The organism is Planococcus sp. VCh962 (genome assembly GCF_057748275.1).
Genome location: NZ_JBYLHS010000002.1, coordinates 37,112 through 61,741, shown reverse-complemented (window position 1 = coordinate 61,741; position 24,630 = coordinate 37,112). Strand labels below are relative to the sequence as shown.

21 protein-coding genes are annotated in these 24,630 nt (G+C 41.5%); 20 read left to right on the top strand and 1 reads right to left on the bottom strand.

Annotated elements, in window-relative coordinates; all coding sequences use genetic code 11:
* Window positions 1-160 precede the first annotated feature (160 nt).
* Complete coding sequence (locus tag AC3AQ9_RS07830) at window positions 161-1,894, top strand: DNA/RNA non-specific endonuclease (RefSeq protein ID WP_488306910.1); 1,734 nt, start codon at window positions 161-163, stop codon at window positions 1,892-1,894.
* A gap of 123 nt (window positions 1,895-2,017) precedes the next feature.
* Here AC3AQ9_RS07830 and AC3AQ9_RS07825 read toward each other — a convergent pair whose 3' ends face one another.
* The gene (locus tag AC3AQ9_RS07825; protein ID WP_488306909.1) at window positions 2,018-2,542 is read right to left on the bottom strand and encodes a hypothetical protein; all 525 of its coding nucleotides are present in this window, start codon (window positions 2,540-2,542) and stop codon (window positions 2,018-2,020) included.
* A 234-nt stretch (window positions 2,543-2,776) separates the two neighbouring features.
* Between AC3AQ9_RS07825 and AC3AQ9_RS07820 the strand changes: the two genes are divergently transcribed.
* The 19 genes from AC3AQ9_RS07820 (at window position 2,777) to AC3AQ9_RS07730 (ending at window position 24,514) form a co-directional block, all read left to right on the top strand.
* Window positions 2,777-4,291: a glycosyl hydrolase family 28-related protein gene (locus AC3AQ9_RS07820; protein WP_488306908.1), complete on the top strand. Its 1,515-nt coding sequence runs from the start codon at window positions 2,777-2,779 to the stop codon at window positions 4,289-4,291.
* A gap of 290 nt (window positions 4,292-4,581) precedes the next feature.
* The gene (locus AC3AQ9_RS07815; RefSeq protein ID WP_488306907.1) at window positions 4,582-5,655 is read left to right on the top strand and encodes a D-alanyl-D-alanine carboxypeptidase family protein; all 1,074 of its coding nucleotides are present in this window, start codon (window positions 4,582-4,584) and stop codon (window positions 5,653-5,655) included.
* A 160-nt stretch (window positions 5,656-5,815) separates the two neighbouring features.
* A complete protein-coding gene (locus AC3AQ9_RS07810) occupies window positions 5,816-6,877 on the top strand; it encodes an S-layer homology domain-containing protein (RefSeq protein WP_488306906.1) in 1,062 nt (353 codons plus the stop codon).
* Window positions 6,878-6,935: 58 nt separating this feature from the next.
* A complete protein-coding gene (locus AC3AQ9_RS07805) occupies window positions 6,936-7,997 on the top strand; it encodes an S-layer homology domain-containing protein (RefSeq protein WP_488306905.1) in 1,062 nt (353 codons plus the stop codon).
* Between the two features lie 78 nt (window positions 7,998-8,075).
* On the top strand, window positions 8,076-8,453 hold the full coding sequence (locus tag AC3AQ9_RS07800; RefSeq protein ID WP_488306904.1) for a hypothetical protein: 378 nt from the start codon (window positions 8,076-8,078) through the stop codon (window positions 8,451-8,453).
* Between the two features lie 115 nt (window positions 8,454-8,568).
* The gene (locus AC3AQ9_RS07795; protein ID WP_488306903.1) at window positions 8,569-10,095 is read left to right on the top strand and encodes a glycosyl hydrolase family 28-related protein; all 1,527 of its coding nucleotides are present in this window, start codon (window positions 8,569-8,571) and stop codon (window positions 10,093-10,095) included.
* 654 nt (window positions 10,096-10,749) lie between these two features.
* Window positions 10,750-11,763, top strand: coding sequence for a glycosyltransferase family 2 protein (locus AC3AQ9_RS07790; protein WP_488306902.1), 1,014 nt, complete (start codon window positions 10,750-10,752; stop codon window positions 11,761-11,763).
* Window positions 11,764-11,794: 31 nt separating this feature from the next.
* A complete protein-coding gene (locus tag AC3AQ9_RS07785) occupies window positions 11,795-13,330 on the top strand; it encodes a lipopolysaccharide biosynthesis protein (protein WP_488306901.1) in 1,536 nt (511 codons plus the stop codon).
* The gene (locus AC3AQ9_RS07780; protein WP_488306900.1) at window positions 13,302-13,919 is read left to right on the top strand and encodes an acyltransferase; all 618 of its coding nucleotides are present in this window, start codon (window positions 13,302-13,304) and stop codon (window positions 13,917-13,919) included. Before AC3AQ9_RS07785 ends, AC3AQ9_RS07780 begins: the two co-directional genes overlap by 29 nt.
* A 586-nt stretch (window positions 13,920-14,505) precedes the next feature.
* Window positions 14,506-15,399, top strand: coding sequence for a UTP--glucose-1-phosphate uridylyltransferase GalU (gene galU / locus AC3AQ9_RS07775; RefSeq protein ID WP_488306899.1), 894 nt, complete (start codon window positions 14,506-14,508; stop codon window positions 15,397-15,399).
* Between the two features lie 486 nt (window positions 15,400-15,885).
* Window positions 15,886-17,112, top strand: coding sequence for a nucleotide sugar dehydrogenase (locus AC3AQ9_RS07770; RefSeq protein ID WP_488306898.1), 1,227 nt, complete (start codon window positions 15,886-15,888; stop codon window positions 17,110-17,112).
* Between the two features lie 336 nt (window positions 17,113-17,448).
* A complete protein-coding gene (locus tag AC3AQ9_RS07765; RefSeq protein WP_488306897.1) occupies window positions 17,449-19,539 on the top strand; it encodes a S8 family serine peptidase in 2,091 nt (696 codons plus the stop codon).
* Window positions 19,540-19,836: 297 nt separating this feature from the next.
* On the top strand, window positions 19,837-20,190 hold the full coding sequence (locus AC3AQ9_RS07760) for a hypothetical protein (protein ID WP_488306896.1): 354 nt from the start codon (window positions 19,837-19,839) through the stop codon (window positions 20,188-20,190).
* Window positions 20,191-20,275: 85 nt separating this feature from the next.
* On the top strand, window positions 20,276-20,722 hold the full coding sequence (gene fliW, locus AC3AQ9_RS07755) for a flagellar assembly protein FliW (RefSeq protein ID WP_488306895.1): 447 nt from the start codon (window positions 20,276-20,278) through the stop codon (window positions 20,720-20,722).
* Between the two features lie 3 nt (window positions 20,723-20,725).
* On the top strand, window positions 20,726-20,947 hold the full coding sequence (gene csrA, locus AC3AQ9_RS07750) for a carbon storage regulator CsrA (RefSeq protein WP_488306894.1): 222 nt from the start codon (window positions 20,726-20,728) through the stop codon (window positions 20,945-20,947).
* A gap of 619 nt (window positions 20,948-21,566) precedes the next feature.
* Window positions 21,567-21,629, top strand: a complete 63-nt coding sequence (locus AC3AQ9_RS07745) for a hypothetical protein (protein ID WP_488307562.1) — start codon at window positions 21,567-21,569, stop codon at window positions 21,627-21,629.
* Between the two features lie 256 nt (window positions 21,630-21,885).
* On the top strand, window positions 21,886-23,058 hold the full coding sequence (locus AC3AQ9_RS07740) for a flagellin N-terminal helical domain-containing protein (RefSeq protein ID WP_488306893.1): 1,173 nt from the start codon (window positions 21,886-21,888) through the stop codon (window positions 23,056-23,058).
* A 428-nt stretch (window positions 23,059-23,486) separates the two neighbouring features.
* Window positions 23,487-23,663 (top strand): YjfB family protein, encoded by a 177-nt coding sequence (locus AC3AQ9_RS07735; RefSeq protein WP_488306892.1) that lies wholly within the window; start codon window positions 23,487-23,489, stop codon window positions 23,661-23,663.
* A 35-nt stretch (window positions 23,664-23,698) separates the two neighbouring features.
* Complete coding sequence (locus tag AC3AQ9_RS07730) at window positions 23,699-24,514, top strand: putative phage abortive infection protein (protein WP_488306891.1); 816 nt, start codon at window positions 23,699-23,701, stop codon at window positions 24,512-24,514.
* The last annotated feature ends 116 nt before the right edge of the window (window positions 24,515-24,630 follow it).

Below are 24,630 nucleotides of genomic sequence, written 5' to 3'. Positions count from 1 at the left end.
AGAGTGGCATTTTTAATTTGCTCCTTTAGTAGCTAGGGGTTTTTATTTGGCTATGATAAAATTTTTTATAGGTAATAAATAGAATATTTCAACTATTAAAGGTAAAATTAACCGAATGCAAACGGCAGACTTCGTTTATTCAAAAGGAGCGGATCAGAACATGCAAACTAGCAAAATGGCTCATATTGAACAGCAGGCTTTGAAAAGATACCTTGAATTTGAACAGGAGAAATTAAACGCCAAGACAACTAGCGATCCAGCGTCCCGGATGATGACGCGCAGCAGCATCATCAATGTGCATGATAACTTGGCAATGGAGCGGATCATCAACCAAAGTGATTTGTTTCCGATTGCGCATTTGCAAGCGGGACTGAATGTCAGTAAAGCGGTTTGCCGCATGTCGGTCCGGAACCAGAGCGGACAGATTGAAAGCTACGGCACAGGATTTCTTGTCGCACCGTCACTGCTGTTAACGAATCATCATGTGCTGCATACATATGAGGCCGCTCAGTATGCTGTGGCGGAATTTAACTACGAAGACGACGTCAATTTTCTGCCGAAGGAAATCGTCTCTTTCCGGCTCGATCCGGACAAATTGTTCATCACCGATGAAGAGCTTGATTTCACATTAGTAGCGGTTCACGAAATGGACGCGGAAGGTGTGAAGCTCTCCGACTTCGGCTATTTGCCGCTTCTGCCGCAGCCCGGGAAAATTCTGGAAGGGGAATATGTCAGCATCATCCAGCATCCGAAAGGCGGGCCAAAAGCCGTCACCCTCCGGGAAAACGAAGTTAAATTCATCTCTTCTGACTATGTGCATTATGTCAGTGACACCGAGCCGGGTTCTTCAGGTTCTCCTGTGTTCAACGATCAATGGGTGGTGGTCGCGCTTCATCATGCAGGCATTCCGCATCCTGAAGATGATGCAAAATGGATTGCCAATGAAGGCATCCGCATCAGCTCCATTGTCCGCCATCTCACCAAGCACCGGGCAAGTATGGAAGATTCCCATGGCCGTCAGCTTTTGGATCAGTTATTGCATGATCCTAAAGCCGTTGCAGCTCCAATGGAAATCGGTGCTCTGGAAGCGCAGTGGTACAGCGGTGTCACCGGTTATGATTCTGCCTTTTTGGGAGCCGGTTTTGAAGTCCCGCTTCCGTCATTGAGCGAAGAACGCCAACCGGATATCGCTCAGACAGCAGATGGAAAAACGGCCCTCGACTATACCCATTTTTCAATCGTCATGAGCAAATCAAGAAAACTCGCTTTTTTCAGTGCGGTGAATATTGACGGCAGCCAGTTAATTGAAGTGAATAGGGACAACGATAAATGGTATTTCGATCCCAGAATTCTGGAAGAATATCAGACAGGGCCGGAAGTATATAAAAATAACGACATTGACCGCGGCCATCTGACCCGAAGACGAGATCCGAATTGGGGCATAGACGCGGTCAAAGCAAATGAGCACACGTTCCATTTCACGAACTGTTCACCGCAGCACAAGCACTTCAACCAAAAAACCTGGCTTAGCCTGGAAGATTACCTGCTTGAAAACGCAGGAGAGTACGGCTTGAAAGTAACAGTCTTTACCGGGCCAGTTTTCCGCGACAGCGATGTTGTGTACCGTGGATGCCAAATTCCGGAAGAATTCTGGAAAGTGGCGGTGATGCGGAAACAAGACGGTTCATTGTCGGTTACGGCATATTTGCAGTCACAGGAAGATTTGATCGGTGATCTGGAATTTGTCTACGGCGGATTCCGGACATATCAGGTGCCAGTCACTCAAATAGAAGAGCTGACAGAGCTTGATTTCGGTGAACTGCGAAACTACGACCCGCTCGCTGCCAGCACGGTGAGGGTAGTGATTGCGAGCCGGGAAGATCTACAGTTATAACAGTAGATAGGGATCGCCAGCTAGGGAAGATGCTTTTAGAGAGAACACCGATAGAAAGCTTGAAAACACCGATAGAAAACCGAGAAACGCCGATAGAAACCCAGAAAACGTCGATAGAAGCTGTTAGAAACGTCGATAGAAATTGCTGGAAACGCCCATATAAGAATTTGGATCAGTGGCAATTTGCCGAGGCAAATTGCGTCTTGGTTTTAGGAAGCCCTTTGCTAAAGCAAAGGGCTTTTCCAATCGATCTTTTGCCCTTCGTGAGCTGATTTTGAGGAGAACACCGATAAAAACTGGAGAAACATCGATAGAAAGTTTGAAAACATCGATTGAAACTGGAAAAACGTCGATAGAAACCCAGAAAACACCGATGGCACATGCGAGAAACGTCGATAGAGATTGGGTCAGTTGCAATTTGCTAAGGCAAATTGCGTCTTGGGTCTTGGGGGAGCCCTTTGCATTAGCAAAGGGCTTTTCTAATCGATCTTTTGCCCTTCGAGATCTGCTTTTAAGGAGAACACCGATAGAAAATTTAAAAACACCGATAGAAACTTGAGAAACGTCGATTGAAAGACGAGAAACACCGATTGAAACTATCTGAAACGTCGATAGAGATTTTGGGTCGGTTGCATTTTGCCAAGGCAAAGGGTTCTTCCAATCGATTTTTCCCCCCTTCGAGAACTGTTTTTGAGAAGAACACCGATAAAAACTCGAGAAACACTCGAGAAACACCGATAGAAACAACAAAAACACCGATAGAAGTTCTGGACAACTGCATTCCCATATACAAAGAACTTCCCCTACAGAAAATGTCTTTGTTGCACTTAATTTGAAAATTCTGTAATCTTTAATTTAGTAGTAAGTAAAAGGAGGGTAACCATGGCGTTCAAATCGAAACAAGGCAAGCTTTTTGGCAATCAACCAAGTAAAAGTGAATTGGAAACGCGCAGCGATGTAAGTTCAGTGGACGCCACCTACAATGTGAAATCCTTTGGAGCCAAAGGCGACGGAGCAGCCGATGACTGGAAGGCGCTACAGAAAGTGGTTGATTTTATTTACCGGCAGCCAGGCGGAGGGACTCTGTTTTTCCCGCCTGGGCTGTACCAGGTTAGCCAGCCGATTGTAGTGCCGGATTCGGAAAATACGGTTTCCTGGATCGGCCATAGCCTCAAATCGACGGTGATTGCGCCATCTGCACCAATGGATTACGTGGTACGGATGCGTGGAGGAGGCGGAACGGTCCAAGGCATTAAGTTCCGCGGGACGGATCCTATGAACGGCTATGCACAGTACGCAAAAGTCTGCATGCTTGCTACAGATATCCGGGATAAAACATTTTCAGATGCGGCGTTTGTCTGGGGAGCGGTCCATGGGCTGCAGATTACAGGCGACGGCAATAATAATTTATGCGTGTTTGACCGGCAATGTGTGTTTTCACATAATGGCAACATCGTTAAAGGAACAGACGGAAGCGGAAAGGTTGATAGAGTAGAGTTCCAGGATTTTGATCCGAAAGCAAACGATGTCCACGTCGGCGCTTATTTGAAAATCGGCAATGGAGAAGGTTCGGTTTACCATATTGATGCCGTGACAGCAGACAGCATCACTATATCCCCAGATTTGAAACACCCACTTAAATTGGGAACAGAATATGCCGTCCATATTGGCTGCGGGCTTCAGACGGACCGAGGCAGCGACAACAATATCTACGGCATCTACGACTGCCATTTTGTCGACAATGCAGGAGCTGGACTCATGGTGCGTGGATTATACGGCCACCACATCCAAGGCGGCAATTTCGATTCGAATGGCATTGCAGGCATTCATATCGGCTCTGGCATGATCAATACGACACCCGCCTATTCCAATACTGTCAATCATGCTTATTTTGAATCGAACGGCTATGCCAACGTCATTTTGGATTATCCATCAGGCCTCACTATTTTGGAACCGCTGCTTGGACAACCCGTGGACGGGACGGCAGGCGACATTGCTTCTATTACTTCGCTGCGAAAATATTATTTCGATTTCGATTCGACAAGCATTTCGTATAACGGAAGGCAGTATCAATACGTGGCAGAAGCGGACGGCAGCAAACCTTATTCCATGGAAAACATATCTCAAGTCGCCATTGACCGGGCGGCCGGTGCAAGAAGTCCAGCGGTTATCGAGTTGCCTCCTGCACCGAAACATCAATTCGGAGAAAAACTCGAGATTTTCGTCGAAGACAGCGGCGGCCAGCCAGTGCACTTGGTGTGCGAGTATGCCCGTGTCAATAAACAAGCCGGAAACGTAGGAGTATTCGTTCCAGCTGGAATCGGATTTGTCATTACCGTGTATTACAGCCAAAGAAATTCCTCTTGGATGGTGTCCCGAACGATGCCGGTTAATTAAAAAGCTGTTACAAACAACCTGCTTTTATTCTTTAGAAAGGATAAGAGCAGGTTGTTTTTTATTTCAGTTGTCTGAATAAAACTGGTTTAATTAAGAAATAAAGAATAGAGAGACCAATACATTCCGGTGTTCTCTTACAAATAGTACGAAGAAAAGGGTCATATAAGTTTTTTATTAAGAAAACAGGTAATATAGAAAGTATGTTTTATTAATTTATTGATGTAAAAATCAAATACGAAAACAGGCCTCTGGCAATCAGGTGCAGAGGATGGAAAAGGAGTGGAACAGCGGTGAAAAAATATTCTTGGCTGAAAGCAGCGGGGCTGGCCAGTGCAGCAACGGCATTAACCCTAGCGGTTACGCCGATCGGAGAAGGTTTTTCTTTCAACGAGGTGGCTCAAGCGCAAGCGGCAACTCATACATATCAAACAGCAGAAAATTTAAATTTGCGTACAGGTGCATCAACCGAACATGATGTGGTGAGCATCATTCCGAAAGGTGAAGGGGTTCAGATTATTTCTAAGAGCGGTTCTTGGTATGAAGTCCGATATGGTTCAGAAACAGGCTTTGTTCATTCAGCGTTTTTGAAGAAAGCTGATGGGCAGGAAACAGTCGCCAAGCCATATGTGGCAATCGAGAATTTGAATTTGCGTGAAGGCGCTGGAACGGATTATGGCATCATCACCGAAATTCCAAAAGGCGGAACAGTAAATTACTTATCAAAAGACGGCAAGTGGTATGAAGTTTCCTTTGGTACAGAAAAAGGCTATGTCAACTCTGACTATTTAAAAGGTGCCCCTTTAGAAGCTAAGGAAAATTATCCTGCTCCGTCAACAGACACGCCTGGAACTTATATCAATGATATCCTGGTCATCAATAAAGCAAACGCTCTGCCATCCGATTATAATCCAGGTGTCATTCCGGAAGCTGAAAGAGCCGTTTCCGACATGCTGGCAGATGCCGGGGAGCAGGGAATAGACATCCGAACTGTCAGTGCGTTTCGATCGTTCTCTTATCAAGCCGGGCTATACGATAAGTATGTAAATCAATACGGTTCAGCAAAAGCAGACACCGTCAGCGCAAAAGCTGGGCATTCGGAGCATCAGGCAGGGTTGGCTTTTGATTTTGCGGGATCTTCCAATACCGGTTTGAGTATATCATTTGCGGATACGGAAGAAGGCAAATGGCTGGCAGCTAACGCCCATCAATACGGTTTCATCCTCCGCTATCCAAAAGGCAAGGAACATATTACCGGCTATCAGTTTGAGCCATGGCATTTCCGTTATTTAGGCACAGAAAATGCAAGTAAAGTAAAAAGCAGCGGCAAAACGCTGGAAGAATATTTGAACCTTACTGAAAAATAACGATGGAAGAAGTCAAAATCCGCATCGGACCATAACCGTATGCGGATTTTGTCTATTACATAAAAAATTCTGAATTTTTAATAAATAAAGTATATATTAATATTTTTTTGCTGTTAAAATAAAGGCAAGAAGCAAAACAACGAAGTGGAGGAGTGAAAGTATGAAAAAATTATTGAGTCCCATCGCTATTGTGCTCTCCTTGTTGTTAGTTATCCCTGTAGCAGGTGCTCCGTCAGATTTACCTCAAAAACACCCATTTTATGATGAAATCAATTATTTGATGGAGAAAGGAGTTGTGACGGGGTACCCTGATGGCACTGTGCGCCCTGATGAAAAAGTCACACGAGCTCAGGCTGCGGTGATGATCGGACGCTTGAAGGGGCTGAACGGCACGAAAAAAGCTACGGGATTCCGGGATGTGCCGGCGGGACATTCTGCCAGCGGCTATATCGCGGAAGTGGCAAAAGCCGGGTACATCAAGGGCTTTAAAGATGGCACTTACCAACCGAACAAGCCATTGACCCGCAGTGACATGGCGTTGATCATTGAACGGGTCTTCGATTTAGCGTTCACTTTCAATCAGTCTTTCAAGGATGTACCGCAAAATGCCGCATACTCGGAAGCCATCAGTAAGATTTTGGCGGCAAATATCACCATAGGCTATCCCGACAATACATTCCGGCCGCGCCAAGAAGTGACGCGGGGCCAGTTTTCCGCCTTTTTAGCCCGTGGTTTGGAACCGAAATTCAAGAACGAAGCGGTTATCCCTGATTCATATCAGAAAGATAAAACCAAAACGTATACGTATCGAATGTCAGACGGTACGACCGCGGTACACCAGTTCGTCAATGTGCCGGATCGGGATGGCCTTGACTTTGGCTTTATGTGGACTGTACGGGTTGGAGAAAATGTCTATGAATACCTGGAGCTTGAAAACTATCAATTTTTCGCATTCGGCTACCCTTATTCAGAGTATGATCTAGCGCTCGTTTATCCGGTTGAGGTGGGCAAGACTTTTGAAACAGGCCTCGGCGATGAAACATTGACGAATACCATCACCGGCGTCAACAAAACCGTCACGACCCACTACAAAACATTTACCAATGCTACCGAAGTAACAACAGAAGCCGGCTTGAAATATTATATGGTTGAAGGTTTCTCGACAGTCAAATCGGTAAATGCCCAAGGAGTGGTGGAGTCTGAATTAGTGGATGTTAAATAGAAAAAATAGTTGAGGCTGCCGGCCGGTGTAGGGCTATAAAAACAAAGGAGTGGAGGGTATGAAGAAGTTTTTGAGTCCCATCGCCGTCGTGTTGACCCTGTTCCTGGTTTTGCCTGTCGCTGATGCCGCCACAGACTTGCCGGACAGCCACCCGTTTTATGAGGAAATTAATTATTTGATGGGGAAAAAAGTGATTGCGAGTTATCCAGACGGTACAGTTCGGCCGGATGCAGAAGTGACACGCGCTGAAGCAGCAGTGATGTTCGGCCGATTGAAAGGATTGGACGGCACGAAAAAAGCGACAGTTTTTAAAGATGTTCCAGCAAATCATTTTGCCAGCGGCTATATTGCAGAAGCTGCAGAAGCGGGGTATATTTTGGGTTTTCCTGATGGCACTTACCGTCCAGGAGAAACCATTGACCGCGGCGATTTGGCAGTGATGATTGATCGGGTTTTTGATTTGAATTTTATTTTTTATTTTGATTATAAAGATGTTCCGAATGCTGCGCGGTATCATGATGCGATCCACCGGCTTGCGGCTTCAAGTATTTCCATCGGTTATCCGGACAACACCTATCGTCCGCAGCGTAAAGTCACGCGTGGTGAATTTTCCGCAATGCTGGCCCGTGCCCTGGAGCCGGCATTTAAGAATGATACAGCCATTGAACATTCCTATCAGCGGGACAAAACCAAGACTTATACGTATAGACAGGAAGATGGCAGAATAGCAGTTGACCGCTTTGTCAGTGTGCCGGCAATTATTGGGCCAGGGACTGAATTTGTTTGGGAAACGCGGATTGGAGAGGAAGTCTATTTAGAACTGGAGTACGAAAACTACGACAGTTTTGAGATTGGCTATCCGTACTGGGAATCCGGCGTTCTATTGGTTTATCCCATTCAAACCGGTAAAAAATTTGTTTATGGTCATGATCTTGAACCTATAATTTATACGATTACCGGAGTGAACAAAACCGTTGAAACCGAGTACCAAACCTTTACCAATGCCGTGGAAGTAACGACGCATGATGGCGGAAAGTATTATATGGTGGAAGGGTTTGCCATGGTGAAATGGATTAAAGGAGATGGGGCGGTTTATACAGAATTAATGAATGTTGAATAAAGCATAAAATCAGCCCAGCTCCAGGCGTTTTCTGGTACTTGGGCTGTTTCGTCTTTTATTTTCAGGAGGGGATGCAATATGTTCGGTAAAAATAATTTAGTGCTGGTGCTTGAGGATTATGAGCTGTCATTTGGTGTTCGGCTGATCGACCGGGACGGCTTAGTTTACAGCGACAACCGCTTTATGGAAAAGCCGCATATCTCGAAAATCAGGATCCTTATCGGAACTCTGACGCAAATCTTCGGAAATTTTAACCGTGTGACATATAGCAAGAATTTCGATTTAGTGTGGGACCATGAAGCGCGCCCTGACTCTTTCGGCAAATTTATGGCAGAGCTGTTTACTTCGCATGAAAAGGTTGATCCAAAATATCATATGTGGGAGCAATTCAGCGAGTTTCTGGAGCAGCAGGAAAAAGAATCGCATCGGAGCCGGCTTGAAGATCTGCCATTTTAATATGCGAAAGTTTCGGCAAAGGGCAGGAGTTTGCCAGTGTTTATTGAATATGTACTATTAGCACAATTAACAGGTCTTTTGTCTCGGGATAAACAACGAAGGAGTGGGCATATAGATGGCGTTTGGATTTACGAAAGAAAAACAGACTCTTGCAACTGCAAATAAATTAAAGAAAATGGCTGATGAAGTGACATTCAGTGAACGGCCAGACAAAACTTTCAATGTTAAAGCATTCGGTGCGAAAGGCGACGACGAGGCGGATGATTGGAGAGCACTCCAGCAGGCGATTGCCTTTGCCTATAATGCAAAAGGCGGCGGCACGCTGTTTTTTCCGCCGGGCTTGTACCGTATCAGCAAACCGCTTGAAGTGCCGGTGACCGAAGATGAAAAGGCGGTGTCTTGGGTTGGCTATAGCGATAAGACAACAGTGATTGCACCTTCTGCGCCGATGGATTATTTGGTGCGCATGCGCGGCGGCGATGGCCATATCAAGGGCTTGACTTTCAGAGGCACCGATCCGTTGAATGGCTCTGTGCAGCATGCCAAAGTCTGCATGCTGGCATCCGATATCCGCAACAAGACTTTTTCAAATGTTTCATTTACCTGGGCGAAAGTCCACGGTTTGCAAATTACTGAAGAAGGCAATAACAATCTTTGCGTCTTTGATCAGGCATGTAAATTCGAACAAAATGGCACAGTGGTTACGGGAAGCGATGGCAGCGGTTCTGGAGACCAGGTAACGTTCTCGAAATTCAATCCGGAGTCGGGCAATGTCCATGTCGGTGCATACTTGAAAATCGGCAGTGGCGAAGGCTCGGTTTATCATATCAATTCTGTCAGTGCGAAAGGGATGACGGTATCGCCAGCGCTTAAGAGCCCGCTCCGCTCCGGAACCGAGTACAAAATACATATCGGCTGTGGCCTTCAGACGGACCGTGGCAGCGACAACAATGTTTATGGCATTTACGACTGCCATTTTGTTGGAAATGCGGGCGCCGGGCTAATGGTGCGTGGGTTATATGGCCATAATATTCAGGGCGGCAATTTTGACTCGAACGGCATCGCGGGGATCCATGTCGGATCCGGCATGATCAATGTAACACCTGCTTATTCAAATACCATCAACCATGCTTATTTTGAAGCAAATGGCTACGCCAATGTGATTTTGGATTACCCTTCAGGCCTCAGCATAATCGAACCTTTGCTTGCCGAACCGGTAGATGGTACAGCAGGCGGTATCGCTTCAATTGCTTCACTGCGGAATCTGCCGTTCGATTACGAAACTACCAGTGTCTTGCATAATGGGCGAATGTATAATTTTATCAACGAAACAACCCGGAACTTTGCTTCGAATTCGGTGGAAACCTCAAAAATCACGGTCAATCAGGCAGGCGTTCTAATGGGGCCATCAATCGTCAATCTGCCTGAACCTCCAAAACACCGCTTTAAAGAAGAACTGGAAATCTACGTCGAGAACAGCGGCGGACAGCCCGTGCAGGTTATTTGTGATTTTGCAAAAGTGAATAATAAAGCAGGAAGAGTCGGTGTTCAGGCGCCGGCGGGATTAGGATATAAGATTACCGCTTACTACAGCAGGAGCCTGGATAGTTGGATGGTGTCGCATACGATGCCAATAATATAGCAACACAAAAAATACTCTTAGCATTTGATCATGGAGTTAGGAAAAAGCAACGAGGAAGAGTTTGATAAAGAGATTATCAGAATCAGCATTGGAATGCGATGAATAGACGGCATTCTTCTAGCGTTGCTGAAAGTGAATATTGGCGGACCTCTTATTTTTAGATAGGAGTTGACAAACTATAGCTTGAGTTAAATAAGTAAAGAATTTTTGCAGAACGTTCAAGTGAACGTTCTTTTTTTACAGGCTGCGCATCGTTACCATTACATTGGCTATGATGAAGGAAAAAGAAAGGCTTAGTATTAGAGACATTTTTGGAAATATGATTTCTGATTAATTTAGTTAAATTACTATAATCTAGTATTTTCCATTTTCTAAAGTGCATTCAATTATTTCTATTTCTCACAAATAAATAGTAAGTCTCATTTTTTAAAAAACTTTAAAAAATAAATACTAAAATTGTAAACACTGTTATTATTGAAAGTAAAACAAAACTTTAAAAATTCATTAAATTCAGTTTTTTATTTGTTAGAGGCATGTTTTACTGGAAAGCTTGAACATGAGCGAACCTATATTTGCTTTTGCCAATATCTTTATAGCCTTGTCATTCATTTATTGTGAGGAATAAAGGGAAAATGAAGTCTAGGAGAGTGGGGTATGGGAGAAACTATAAGCATAATCATTCCTGTATACAATGTCCAAGATTATTTGCCAAAATGCATCGACTCCGTTATTAAGCAGACTTATAAAAACTTGGAAATCATCTTGATAAATGACGGATCCACTGACCAAAGCGGAGAAATTTGTGATCAGTATGCCCGAAAGGATAGCCGAATACAAGTCATTCATCAAAAAAACAAAGGGCTAGCTGCTGCTCGAAACGTAGGATTAGAGGCTGCGACAGGCGATTATATTGCTTTTGTGGACAGCGATGATTGGATTGATGAGGATATGTACGAATTTCTGCGTAGGTTAATGGACGAATACCAGGCGGATTTGGCAATTTGTAGATTGAGGAAAATTTTAAGTTCAAGTGTGGTCGACGGTTCTACGGATGAGTTGCTGCTTTGTGATGGTTTAACGGCTTATAAAAAAATGGTTCTAGAAATTTTTCCGATTAATATCGGAGTATTCAATAAGCTGTATAAGAAAGAACTGCTGGAAGGACTCCGGTTTCCAGTTGGAAGATTGACTGAAGACATCTATTTTACGCCGAAGGTCTTGCATCGATGCAAAAAATGCGTTTATCAAGACACTGCGAAATACAATTATTTAAAGGAGCGGCCAGGCAGCATTATGAATGCTCACATCAGTTCCAAAAGGATTTTCGATGAAATGGAAGGATATCTTGAAATCGAACGCTATTTTAAAGAGAAAAACTTAAAAGAACATGCTTCGCTCATTCAGGAGTATTACCTCAATAGTTTGATGGTTTTTTATTATCAAGTAGCAGCCAGCCCACTTAAAGACAAAGAGGCTATCCTGAAAACCTTAAGGATGTACTTTCATAAAAGTAAGAACAAGTATACTCAAAAAACTTTTAGATGGAAGACTAAAACAAAAATTTTTCTGTTTGCTTTTTCACCAGCTTTTTATCAGTCAACTTTCGAATTTGCTAACACCATGAGAATAGCAAAAAAAAATTTAAGGGAAAATATCTTGCGGTTATAGTGGGAGCAATGCCATGAGGACTAAGAAAGCAATGAAGAATTTAATTATTAATTTATTTGCTTTTCTAATAAGCTTGTTTCCTGTGTTTTTGCTTAGGAAAGTATTTTTAGACACTCTTGGAGAAGAGTACTTAGGGATGCATTCCCTTTTCGGAAGCATTCTCGGGATATTATCATTGGCGGAACTCGGGATTGCAAGTGTAATATCCTATTCTTTGTATCAGCCATACGCTGAAGGCAATAAAGGAAAAATAAGAGCATATATTAACTATTACTCGAAGATCTATAAAATCATTGGGGCACTTATTTTTTTGATGGGCGTTCTTCTGATGCCGGTATTAAATCTGTTTATACAAGACGGAGTAAATATTGAAGAAGCACAAAAATATTATTTTCTTATTCTCCTTGGGGCAACTTTTACGTACTTTTTTTCAGTAAGATTATATATTTTAATAGTAGCCCAAGAAGGCTATAAAATAGTAATCGTATACACATTGGCAAAGTTATTGATTGCGCTTCTTCAAATACTGGTATTGAATCTCTATGCTAATTTCTATATTTTTTTGATTGTTCAGATGTTCATTGCATTGCTATATTTCCTATGCATGAACTTATATATACGAAAAGAATATCCATGGATCTATTCTTCGGCGGAACAATTAGCATTTAAAGAGAAGCAATTGCTGATTAAGAATATTAAAGCCATTTTTTTTCACAAAATTGGTGGAGTAGCAATTTTCAGTACGGATAATTTACTGATATCCTATTTTTTGAACTTGACGGTAGTGGGAATATACAATAGTTATAATTTGGTTATCGGAGCAATGACAAGTATAGTGTCGAGTGCTTTATCAGCAGTTACGCCGAGCATTGGGAACTTGCTTGTGGAGGGGAATCACCAAAAGATATTCCTTATTCATAAACGACTGTTCTTTTTCAGTTTTTGGATTGTCTCTTTTTTGTCTATTTCTTTATTTAATACACTTAAACAATTTGTGTTCTTATGGCTTGGCGATTCTCAAGTACTAGGTGATTTTACAATCGGGTTGCTGATTCTCATTTTTTATATGTCATTAATGAGAGGATCCGTTGAAATTTTCAAAGAAGCGGGGGGAGTTTTTCAGCAAGATCAGCTTTTTCCAATCTTGGAGGCCATCATTAACTTGGTTGCTTCTATTCTATTGTTCCAATATTTTGGATTGGCAGGAGTGTTTCTTGGAACATTGATTAGTATGGTGACAGTAGTTTTTTGGGTAAAACCTAAAATGGTTTACAAATATATATTTAAAGAAAAATTGATTCTTTATTTTGTTATGTATTTCAAGTACTTTGGAATCGGTCTAATCCCCTTGTTTCTGACATATGCCATCACCAAAGAGTTACAAAATTCAATTACACTTTATGCTTTCCTTTTGAATTGTCTTATTAATATCCTGGTTATTAATGTCTTTTATTTGATTCTTTTCCGCAATAACGCCGAGTTAATTTATTATAAAAATTTAGCAATGAGAGTTTTATCAAGAAGAGGAGGGACGAAATTTGAGGAAAGCAATTACGAAGAAAATTAAAGATATAAATTTAGTCGCAACTCTCTTGTTAAATAAAAATAAGAAATTAAGCTTTATTATCTATAAAAATTCATTCGTTAAAAAGCTGAAAGGAAGTAATTTTATTATCAAGGGCAGGTTTCGTCTCGGCCGTAATTGGAATGGAATAACCCATAGCAAATCGAGCTTAACGGCTAAAACATCCAGCCAATTGATTGTGAATGGGAACTTCGATTGCTATGAAGGATGCATTATCACAATAGAGGAAAATGCGGTGTTAGAACTGGGAAGTGGCTACATAAATTCCAATTCAAAAATATATTGCTTTAATAAAGTAACTATAGGAGAAGGAGTGGCAATTTCTGAAGAAGTCATCATTCGGGATTCTGATAATCATAAATTGATGTATGAAGGTTATGAAATGACTAAACCGATAACAATTGGCAATCATGTATGGATTGGTTTCCGGGCAGTTATTTTAAAAGGAGTTACAATCGGTGATGGTGCGGTAATTGCAGCGAATGCGCTGGTCAACAAAGACGTGCCACCAAATTGTTTAGCTGCTGGAATTCCAGCTAAAGTCATAAAGAGAGATATCAGATGGGAGTGAAAATGAGTAGGGAAAGAAAATATTATGATCTGATAAAGAGCTTTTAGAGCAGGCTGTGATAGTTGCTAGATAGAGAGTTTCGGTATTAGATTTACGTGCCTTGTCTAAGTTGCCACAACTTCCACGAACAACATTCCTATGTTACCCAATTTCAATTCAAATAATGACATGCCCCGCTATCACCCCGTGAAGTTGCCCGTGTTCTAATTGCTTGTAGCTATTGAGCGATTATTTAATCAAAAAAGAAGCAGACAATACTGCTAGTTTGCAATTTAGATCTGTTTTAAAAGTGACATTTTCCTATTTAAGGGAAATAATAATTTATTTCGACTTAAAAATTTTTATTTTTCGAAATAATCAATTACTTACAATAGAGTTTATGTTAGAATGGAAATGTATCAAATAATAGGCTAAAAGACCAATGGGTAAATTTTTTTTTTGCTCTCATATATTATTGCTAGTTTAAAATTAACGTTTATATTACTAATATTGTATTTAGTGTAAGCGATGTATTAGTGATCATTTTCTTTATAAAACGAATAACAAAATAATATTACAATTTATTAAGACAAAAGGAGGTCAGTAGATGGAAAAGAAAGTAACAAAAGCAATTATACCGGCAGCTGGTTTAGGTACTCGTTTTCTCCCAGCAACAAAAGCGATGCCAAAGGAAATGCTTCCTATCTTAAACAAACCTACTATTCAATATATAGTAGAAGAGGCGGTTGAATCTGGAATAGAAGACATTCTTATCGTAACGGGCAAAGGGAAAAGGGCAATCGAAGATCATTTCGATAATAATTTCGAACTTGAGGATAATTTGCTAAGAAAAGAGAAGTATGAGTTGCTCGAAGAAGTAAGGGCATCTTCAAAAGTGGAAATTCATTATATCCGGCAAAAAGAAGCAAAAGGATTAGGACATGCTATCTGGTGTGCGCGGAAGTTTATTGGCAATGAACCTTTTGCAGTGTTATTGGGAGATGATATTGTCCAGGCGGAAAAGCCCTGTTTAAAGCAGTTGATTGACCAATACGATCGTTTGCAAGCATCAATTATTGGTGTACAGGAAGTCGCTGATGAAGATACACACCGGTACGGGATAATTGACCCTCATTCAAAAAAAGGGAGGAGCTATCAAGTTAGAAGCTTTGTCGAAAAGCCGAAACAAGGCACTGCCCCTTCCAGTTTAGCTATTCTTGGCCGCTATATCCTTACACCAGAAATTTTTCCGTTTCTTGGTCAACATAATATTGGGAAAGGCGGAGAAATTCAATTAACTGATGCCATTCAGCAATTGAATAGTATTCAAAATGTTTTTGCCTATGAATTCGAAGGCAAGCGTTATGATGTTGGTGAAATGTTAGGATTTATACGTACAACGATGGAATTTGCTATAAACGATCAGGAGTTCGGTCCGGAAGTAGAGGTAATCATGGCCGAGCTTTTATTGGAAAGAAAAATCCTATCACTAGAGCCTTGATTGTCAAGTTTCATTAGAAGTATAAGGTTTTCGAAATTGCTGAGCTTTTTAAATGATTAATAATCAGCTTATAAAATAATGAAGCAGCTGATATTAAAAGAAACAACAATTTAATGTGAAATGAATAATATAAGAAATCTTCAGGATTATTACTGGGGATTTCTTTTTTTATTGCTGTAGAGGAAGCGAAAAACTTTGGCATAAGCATTAAATGTACGTTCAAAACTAACCTATCAGTAACTTTATGCTACTTGATTTAAATTATGCTATAATATTAACGCTTGCAAAAAAACAAGAAGAGATTTACAGTCGAATAGTCGCTTCTATATAATGGCAAGGTCCGGTATGGATTCATAAAATAAAACAGATAAATATCGCTGTTTCTTTTAGCCTAATCAGGAAATGAAGAAGCAGTTAATTAAACAATTTGCTCAGCCATATAAGTTTAATGAGGGAAACAATAGCAGCAAAGGGAGAGAAGTTCAAATGTCTTTAGTAAATGTAGTCGGGCTTGGTTATATCGGCCTTCCAACAGCGTTGATGCTAGCAAAAAGCGGGGTAGAAGTAGTCGGAACAGACTTGAACCAGGGATTAGTGGATTCGTTGAATCAAGGCAAGTTGACGTTCCAGGAAGAAGGGCTGCAAGAACTGTTTGACGCAGCGCTGGCGAATGGCATCACGTTCAGTACAGAATACCAAAAAAGCGATACATACATCTTGGCTGTACCAACACCTTATATAGAAGAAAGCAAAAAGCTGGATCCGAAATATGTCATTTCAGCGGTCAATAATGTGCTGAATGTGTGCGACAAGGGCGCGGCGATTGTCATTGAATCCACGATTTCACCAGGAACCATCGATCGCCACATCCGTCCGATCATCGAGCAACGGGGCTACGTCATCGGGGAAGACGTGCATCTTTTGCATGCCCCGGAACGCATTATTCCGGGCAATATGATTTACGAACTGGAAAACAACTCCCGCACGATCGGGGCAGACAATCCGGAAGTGGGAGAGAAAGTAAGAGAAATCTATCAGACCTTCTGTAAAGCGGAAATCGTTTTGACGGACATCCGTTCAGCGGAAATGTCGAAAGTCATCGAGAATACGTACCGCGATGTCAATATTGCGTTTGCCAACGAATTGGCGAAAATTTGCCGGACGGATGATATTGATGTGTACGAAATCATCAAAATCGCCAACAAACACCCGCGCGTCAACATTCTGCAGCCGGGACCGGGTGTGGGCGGACACTGCATCTCCGTGGACCCATGGTTCCTAGTCGGAGACTATCCGGATTTGACGAACCTGATCCTGGCAGCCCGGAAGATAAACGACTCCATGCCGCGGCACGTCTTAGGGCGCATTCGGGATATCATGCGGGAAAATGACATCCGGGACATCTCGAAGATCGGCCTTTACGGCTTGGCCTATAAAGAAAATGTGGACGATACACGGGAAAGCCCGACACTGCAGTTATTGGAGCGCATGGACGAGCATTTGGCGTTCGGCGTGAAAGTGTTTGACCCGTTTGTCAAAGAACGCATGGTGGACCACCAGTTCATGAACTTCGAAGATTTCATGAATGAGATCGAAGTGCTGGTCGTCATGGTGGGACATGACCACATCAAAGAGAACATGGACCTGATCCAGGACAAGCTGGTGTTGGATACGAAAAACATTTGCGAATTTGAAGGCGCATATAAACTTTAAGATAATAGAATTGAATATGATTGTTTATATTTCATGCAAAACCTTCCATTATTCATTTATGGGAGGTTTTGCTTTTGTCAATTTGCCGGCATGTAGACAAAAACAATAGAATATTTAATTTTACCGCTTCTGAAAAGCACTTATACAAAAAGTGCTGATTCAGAGACATATTTTTGAAAATAGAATATCAGTTTTAGCAAAAAAATATAAAAATATATGTTAAAATTAATTTTTACTATAGAGCTTGATAGAAATATGATATAAACTGATTGGAAGAGATAAAAGTTAAATATTACTTTTTTAGCAAAAATTTCAGGGTGGCAAGGAGAATGCTTAGTGAAGAAAATATTGTCGGTGATATCCGTTTTGATGCTTTTTTCTGCTTCAGAAAATGTGGCATTTGCAGAAGATGAGAATTTATTGGCAAAAGAGCAAAACGAAACCGATCGAGTGATCGTAAAAATGAAAGACGATGCCAGCATCAATTTGACAACTTCGGAAACCGTGGCCAGTGAGCTTCAAGGAAATGACCAGCTAATGGCGCTGGAAGTTCCGGAAGATCAATCTGTAGATGCCTTTATCGCTGATTTAGAAAAGCACGAAGACATTCAAAGCGCTGAACCTGATTACCTGGTAAAACTGAGTTACAGCCCGAATGATCCCGATGTCAGTACACAGCAATACCATCATCAAAAAATAGAAATGCCAATGGCATGGGGGAAAACACGCGGATCGGAGAAGGTCATTGTAGCAGTGATCGATGACGGCATCGACATTTCTCACCCTGACTTAATCAAGCAGATTGTACGCCCTTTTGATACGGTAAAAGAAAGCAGCAGCATCGCGGCTGGAAACCACGGCACGCATGTGGCCGGAATAATCGCAAGTTCTATCGATAACAGTATCGGAGGAGCTGGAATTGCCCCCCAAACAAAAATCCTGCCAATCAATGTGTTTGACGGAAACTTTGCCTATACTTCAGAAATTATCGAAGGCATTTATCATGCAGTAGCCCAAGGGGCAGACATCATCAACTTAAGTCTTGGAGGCTATGCTTACAGCAGTGCTTTTAATCAGGCAATCCAGGATGCCCATAAAAAAGGCGTCTTAATTATAGCAGCTGCAGGAAATGAAGGAATCAGCGAGCCTTACTATCCAGCGTCTTATCCAAATGTGATTTCAGTGGCTTCTACGACGTCTTTGGATAAAATCTCTAATTTCTCTAACTTCGGCAAAAACATTGATATTGCAGCTCCAGGAAGTTCCATTTACTCTACGCTGCCGAAAGGTACATATGGGCTAATGAGCGGAACATCGATGGCAACTCCGATGGTATCAGGTACAGCCGCGCTCATTAAGGCGACTGAGCCTTCTTTAACCAATATGGAAATTGAGAACAGGTTGTATGAGTCAGCCGATGACCTTGGAGCTTCCGGAAAAGGTCCTTATTTCGGCCATGGCCGGTTGAACGCCAGAAAAGCATTGATGATCAATTATCTTCCTGCTCCGTATTTGCAGGGTGTTTTTGATTATTCTGCGGCTGTCAAAGGAACTTCGGAAGCCAATTCAACCATTACGGTCAAAAACGGAACGGCCGTGCTGAAAACCGGAATCGCGGACAGAAATGGAAGATTCAATATCGCCATTCCCAAACAGAAAACAGGCACGAGATTAAAAGTTTCCAGCACCAACAAAGCAGGGCTTGTGAGCAAAGAAAAAGAAGTGATTGTAAAAGACGGAACGGCTCCGGCTGTACCGGCCGTCAATCCGGTTTCTTCTATTTCAACGAGCATCACGGGAAAAGCCGAAGCGAATGCGAAAGTGTTTGCTTATGCAGGAAATCAGAAAATCGGGGAAGCGGCAGCGGCTAAAGGCGTCTTCACGATTCCCATGGCTAAACAAAAGCCAGGGGCTGCTATTGCCGTGTATGCAGTAGATGCAGCAGGCAATAAGAGTGCCAGCAAAACCGTGAAAGTGACGGATAAGACCCCGCCGGCTCTGCCGGTTGTCAATCCGGTCACTGACCAATCTGTTGCGGTCACTGGAAAAGCTGAAACGAATGCAGCCGTATATGTATACGCCGGATCCAAGAAACTGGGCGAAGCAATAGCGAAAAACGGAGCGTACTCCATTAAAATTGCCAAGCAAAAAGCCGGGACTGCGATTAAGGTTTATGCAATGGACGCAGCAAAAAACAAAAGTGCTGTGAAAACGGTAAAAGTGGCTGCAGCTTCCAAAACGACTATTGGTTCCAAATATTCAACCACTGCCAATGTCAATATGAGAAGCGGCGCTTCAACGAAGCATGGCGTGATGGTGGTTATTCCAAAAGGCAAGACTGTGGAATATCAAGGAGCAAGCGGCTCTTGGTATAAAGTGAAGTATGGGACGAAAACAGGATGGGTTAGTAAAACCTATCTGAAATGAATTTTTTGAAAATGAAGTAAGCTATTCGATAACGTGAATCCCCTGAAAACATTTCGGGGGATTTTTTATATAGAGGATGAAGCATTTAGTTGCGACAAAACAGTAAATGGGACCTAAAAAAATTTTTTTAGGACCAGTTCACTTTCATCTTTCTGATAAAAAAATGACTTGGAAGTGAAGGAATTGCCTGCAGTCGCAAAAACAAATTCTATACCATTTAACTTTTTGCAGAAAAAGCCGATATAGTAGGAGTAATGCATTAGCACAAGAATAAAAACGATAGGATTGAAGCCGTTTATGTTAGCAAAAGAAACAATATCCCAACCGAAAAGTATTTTATTGACCGAAACCCATGAATTAGAGAAACTTCTTACTGCATTAAATGGTGAGGAAACCATATTGATACAACAAGCATTGACGAAGATTGAAGATATGGAGAAAGAACTGCAAGCTAAAAATTATCGCCTGGATGAAATGTCCAATTTCTTCAGCAATTGGGCAAAAGCCTTTGAATCGATCATTCAGACACCGGTGAATTTGGAAAACGAAGAGCATGTCCGGATACATTACTCTTCTATGCGGAATTCAGCACGCAATTTGGTAGACAGCTGCCGCAAAAAGATAGAAGAGTTTGAAGCAGAGAATAAATAAGAGGGGATATTTTAACCAACTCTCGGCGTTGTTGCACAAAAAACATTATAATAGAATGAACTGAAAGCATGGAAAGGAGCCGGACATGAAAATACAAACAAGCCAGTTTGGCGAAATTGAAATAGCGGATGACCGCGTGCTGACGTTCGCAAAAGGGATACCGGGCTTTGAAGACATGAAAGAATACGTCTTGTTGCCAGCAGACGAAGGGGGCGAATCGCCATTCTTTTTCTTGCAGTCGACCGAATTGGCAGAACTCAGCTTTTTTCTCGTCGATCCGTTTTCATTCTTCCCGGAATACGACATTAAACTTGCGGAGCAATTGGTGGAGCGTTTAGAACTTGAAGAACCGACAGACGCTATCGTGTTAACGACCGTTTCCGTCACCGGTGACATGAAAGACGCCACGACCAACTTGAAAGCGCCGATCGTTATTAACAATAGGAAGAAACTTGGCCTGCAAATCGTCTTGGACAACAAAACCTACCAAATCAAACAGCGTTTATTCCAGACTGAACAAGGGCAGGTGTAAGCGATGCTCGTACTTGGCAGAAAAAAAGGCGAATCGATTGTGGTCGACGACAATATCGAAATCACGGTGACGGCGATTGAAGGGGATATGGTCCGGCTCGGCATCAACGCGCCGAAGCACATCACCATCCACCGGAAAGAAGTGTATTTGGAGATTCAGGAAGAAAACAAGCAAGCGATGTCGAATGTGATTAACATCAGTGATTTTTTGAAGATGAAGAAGTGAGGGAGAGCCTGCAGAGATGCAGGTCTTTTTCGTCCCCCATTAGAATTTCTCGTCTACTCCCAGCTCCACAGCCTCAGACATAATAGTTTCTAATGAAATTGATTGGGGAGCTAAGGTATTTGGACTATTTGTATGAAAAAAGCCGATTATATACAGGATTATAGCTTGTAATCGCCTGAGAAGAATGAGAACTGATTTTAGCTGAGGATGATTTATTGGATGCTTCATCGTAAAATGAAACAGAGCATTGAGAACAGAAAGAAGGTGATTTAAATGAGACGGCTTATTAAAATTTTATTCAGTATAAGGGAAAATAGCTCCGAAAAGAAAGAGCATAGATTTGCAACTACACCGATTAGCATTCGGCACAAAGACGCTATAAAGCACAAACCAGAGCATAGATTGAAATTATGATCTGAATTTGCAAAAAATAATTTCTTCTTGCTTCAACTCGTCGTATTGGTGCCAACAAACGTAAGCGAAGACGTTAGCTTCTTCCGGGTTAATCCGTTTTCCTTCTTCAAGGATTACTACAGATCGGTTAAATGGATGAGCTGCTCAGACTCTAAGACTCAAGGACGACACCATCGAAATTACGGTGGTGGCGATTGAAAGGGATATGGTCCGGCTCGGCATCAATGCGCCGAGCACATCACCATCCACCAGAAAGAAGTGTATTTGAGGATTAAAAAAGAAAATAAGCAAGCGACGTCGAATGTGATTAACATCAGTGATTTTTTGAAAATCAAGAAGTGAGGGAGAGCCTGCAGAAATGCGAGCTTTTTTCGATGGAAGAAAAGAAGATGGAAAAACTTTATAAAAAATTTTTAAAAAACGCTAAACATTTCGAAATACCTTCCGATATAAATATTGTAAGGCAGTCCAAACGGATTTGGACGCTTGCAAAAAACAAAAACATTACACGGAGGTAATACAAAATGATTATCAATCACAATATCACAGCTTTAAACACGCACCGTCAATTAAGTTCTGCAACTAACGCTCAGTCGAGCAGCATGGAGAAATTGTCTTCAGGTCTTCGGATTAACAGCGCGAAAGATGATGCTGCTGGCCTTTCAATCTCTGAAAAAATGCGCGGACAAATTCGTGGGTTAGAACAGGCTTCTTCTAACGCTCAAGATGGCATCTCTTTGCTACAAACAGCTGAAGGTGCGTTAAACGAAACTCATGACATTCTTCAACGTATGCGTGAACTATCTGTACAATCTGGAAACGATACAAATACAAGTGTCGACAGAGAGGAATTACAAAAAGAAGTTGATCAGCTTTCAAAAGAAATTACACGAATTGCTGAAAATACTGAATTCAACACAATGAACTTGCTAGGTAAAGATGGTAAAGGTTTCGAAGGGAAATTTCATATTGGGGCAAATGCAAGCCAAGATATTGATATTCAAATCAATGACATGGGTGCAAAAGCTTTAAAAGTTACAGGAGTAACTGCTGGAGCAAATACAACAGTTGGAGATTTAACTGTTAATAACCTTACTACAGATGCATATACAATTAGCTTTACTGCTGCTTCTACTGCAACTGGTAATGGAGCAGGGGCGGTTGCAGAAACAACTGCTGCAATAAATAAAGATAATAAAACTATTACTATTACCCTTGCACAAGCAGGAGGGAATGGAACTACAGCAGGAGGGCTTACTGCTACTAATGCTGATATTGTCAAAGCTTTAGAAAAAACTGGAGTAGTGAAAGCAGTTGCTGCTAACCCTACTACTGTACCAGCTACAGTTCCAACTGGTGGAGCAGTAGCAGCAGGGACAGTAGATGTAACAAAAGGAATTAATATTTCAAGCCAAGGTTCAGCTTCGGCTGCAATTACAACGATAGATGCTGCAATTAAATCAGTATCTAGTGAACGCTCAAAACTAGGGGCGACACAAAACCGTTTAGAGCATACAATCAATAACCTTGGAAGCACTGCTGAAAACCTAACTTCTGCGGAATCACGTATCCGCGACGTTGATATGGCTAAAGAAATGATGGAACAAACAAGAAATTCAATTCTTGCACAAGCATCACAAGCAATGTTGGCTCAATCCAATCAACTACCTCAAGCAGTATTGCAACTATTGAGATAATTGATTCTAGGGCGTCTAACTAGGTAACGGGTTAGAGTATAACTGGGTGAATTGCTGGAACTTCCTAAAGCTTCATCAACCACAGCGTAACTGGAAACGGTCGGCGTCACGGTTTGAAAATGATGAGGATGGACCAATGGATAATCAGCAGCCAAGCTCCTGTGAGGAAACTCTGGAGAAGGTTCAACGACTAGGATAGACCGTCTAAGGCGAAGCTATGACGATGAAATCCGTAGGGTGGCAAGTGCCATTCGAAGTGCCCAGCCCCTCGGAATTGAGGGTGAAGATATAGTCTATTCTATGATCGAAAGACATAGCGGCAAAGCAAGCCAACCAACAGCCACAAGCTGTTCTTCAATTACTACGTTAATATTAAGAAAAATTGGGAGCCTAGAAATAGGCTCCTTTTTCTATAAGGAGGGTTCCACATGGACATCGCAGCTTTATCAATGGCATTGAGCCAGATGAAGATAAGGCAAGAAGCGAGCATTTCGGTTATGAAGAAATCGATGGATCAGGCGGAAGTGAACGACGAGAATGTTGTTAAGATACTTGAACAATCTGTGCAGCCGTATCTTGGTGGATCAGTTGATTTGAGAACATAATAATTAAAGTGAAAATTTCTATGGGGAGTGGAATTTTGGAATTTAAAAAAAGTGTGATAAAAAACAATCTTCTTGAACTTGGATTAATTGCCGCAGCGGGGTTATTTGTTTTAGTAGCTTTAGTAATGCCGGTTATTATTTGGTTAAGGTATAAAAGGTACGATGATTATAGTGGACTAGCTGCTTTAGGACCTATAGGAGATTTTATTGGAGGATCTACTATTGCTTTCTTTAATATAGCAAGCATTCTATTGCTAATAGCAACTATCGTAATTCAAGGGCGGGAATTAAAAGCTACAAGAGAAGAGAACAAACTTACTAATAATACTATGGTAAAGCAACAATTTGAAAATACATTTTTTAATATGTTGAAACTGCAAAGTGAGATAATAAGTAATATGAGTCTCAACAATCATACCGGGAGAAAAGCATTAATGATAATACTTTTTAACTTGCATTCGCATTTAAAAAACATTAATTTTAATCAAGAAGAATATTTGATATATCAACAAATTAAAAGTCAATATAGTACGTTTTTTAAAAATAATGAGAATAATATTGCTCACTACTTAAGAAATTTATATAGAATAGTTAAAATGATATCTGTATCGGAGATGGAAGAAATAGACAAGAAAAACTATTTCGGCATATTAAGAGCTCAGTGGTCCAAGGATGAATTCTTTTTAATTTATTTGAATTTGTTTTCTGAGGACGGAGCTAAATTTAAAGCCTATGTAAAAAAATACGATATTTTAGATATTGAAATAAAAGTTGAAAATAATCATACGATTTTAAAAGATAGTGTACCTTTTGGTAAAAAATATTCTTTCTTATATGAAAAAAATCATTAAAGTAATTCTCTTTGATTAAAGAAATTTCAAATACTTTAAATGCTGGGGCGTCATTGGGCGACTGAGGTAAGAAGACAAACGTACCGTGCTTGGCTTCTCGCGAGAAGCATCCCCCT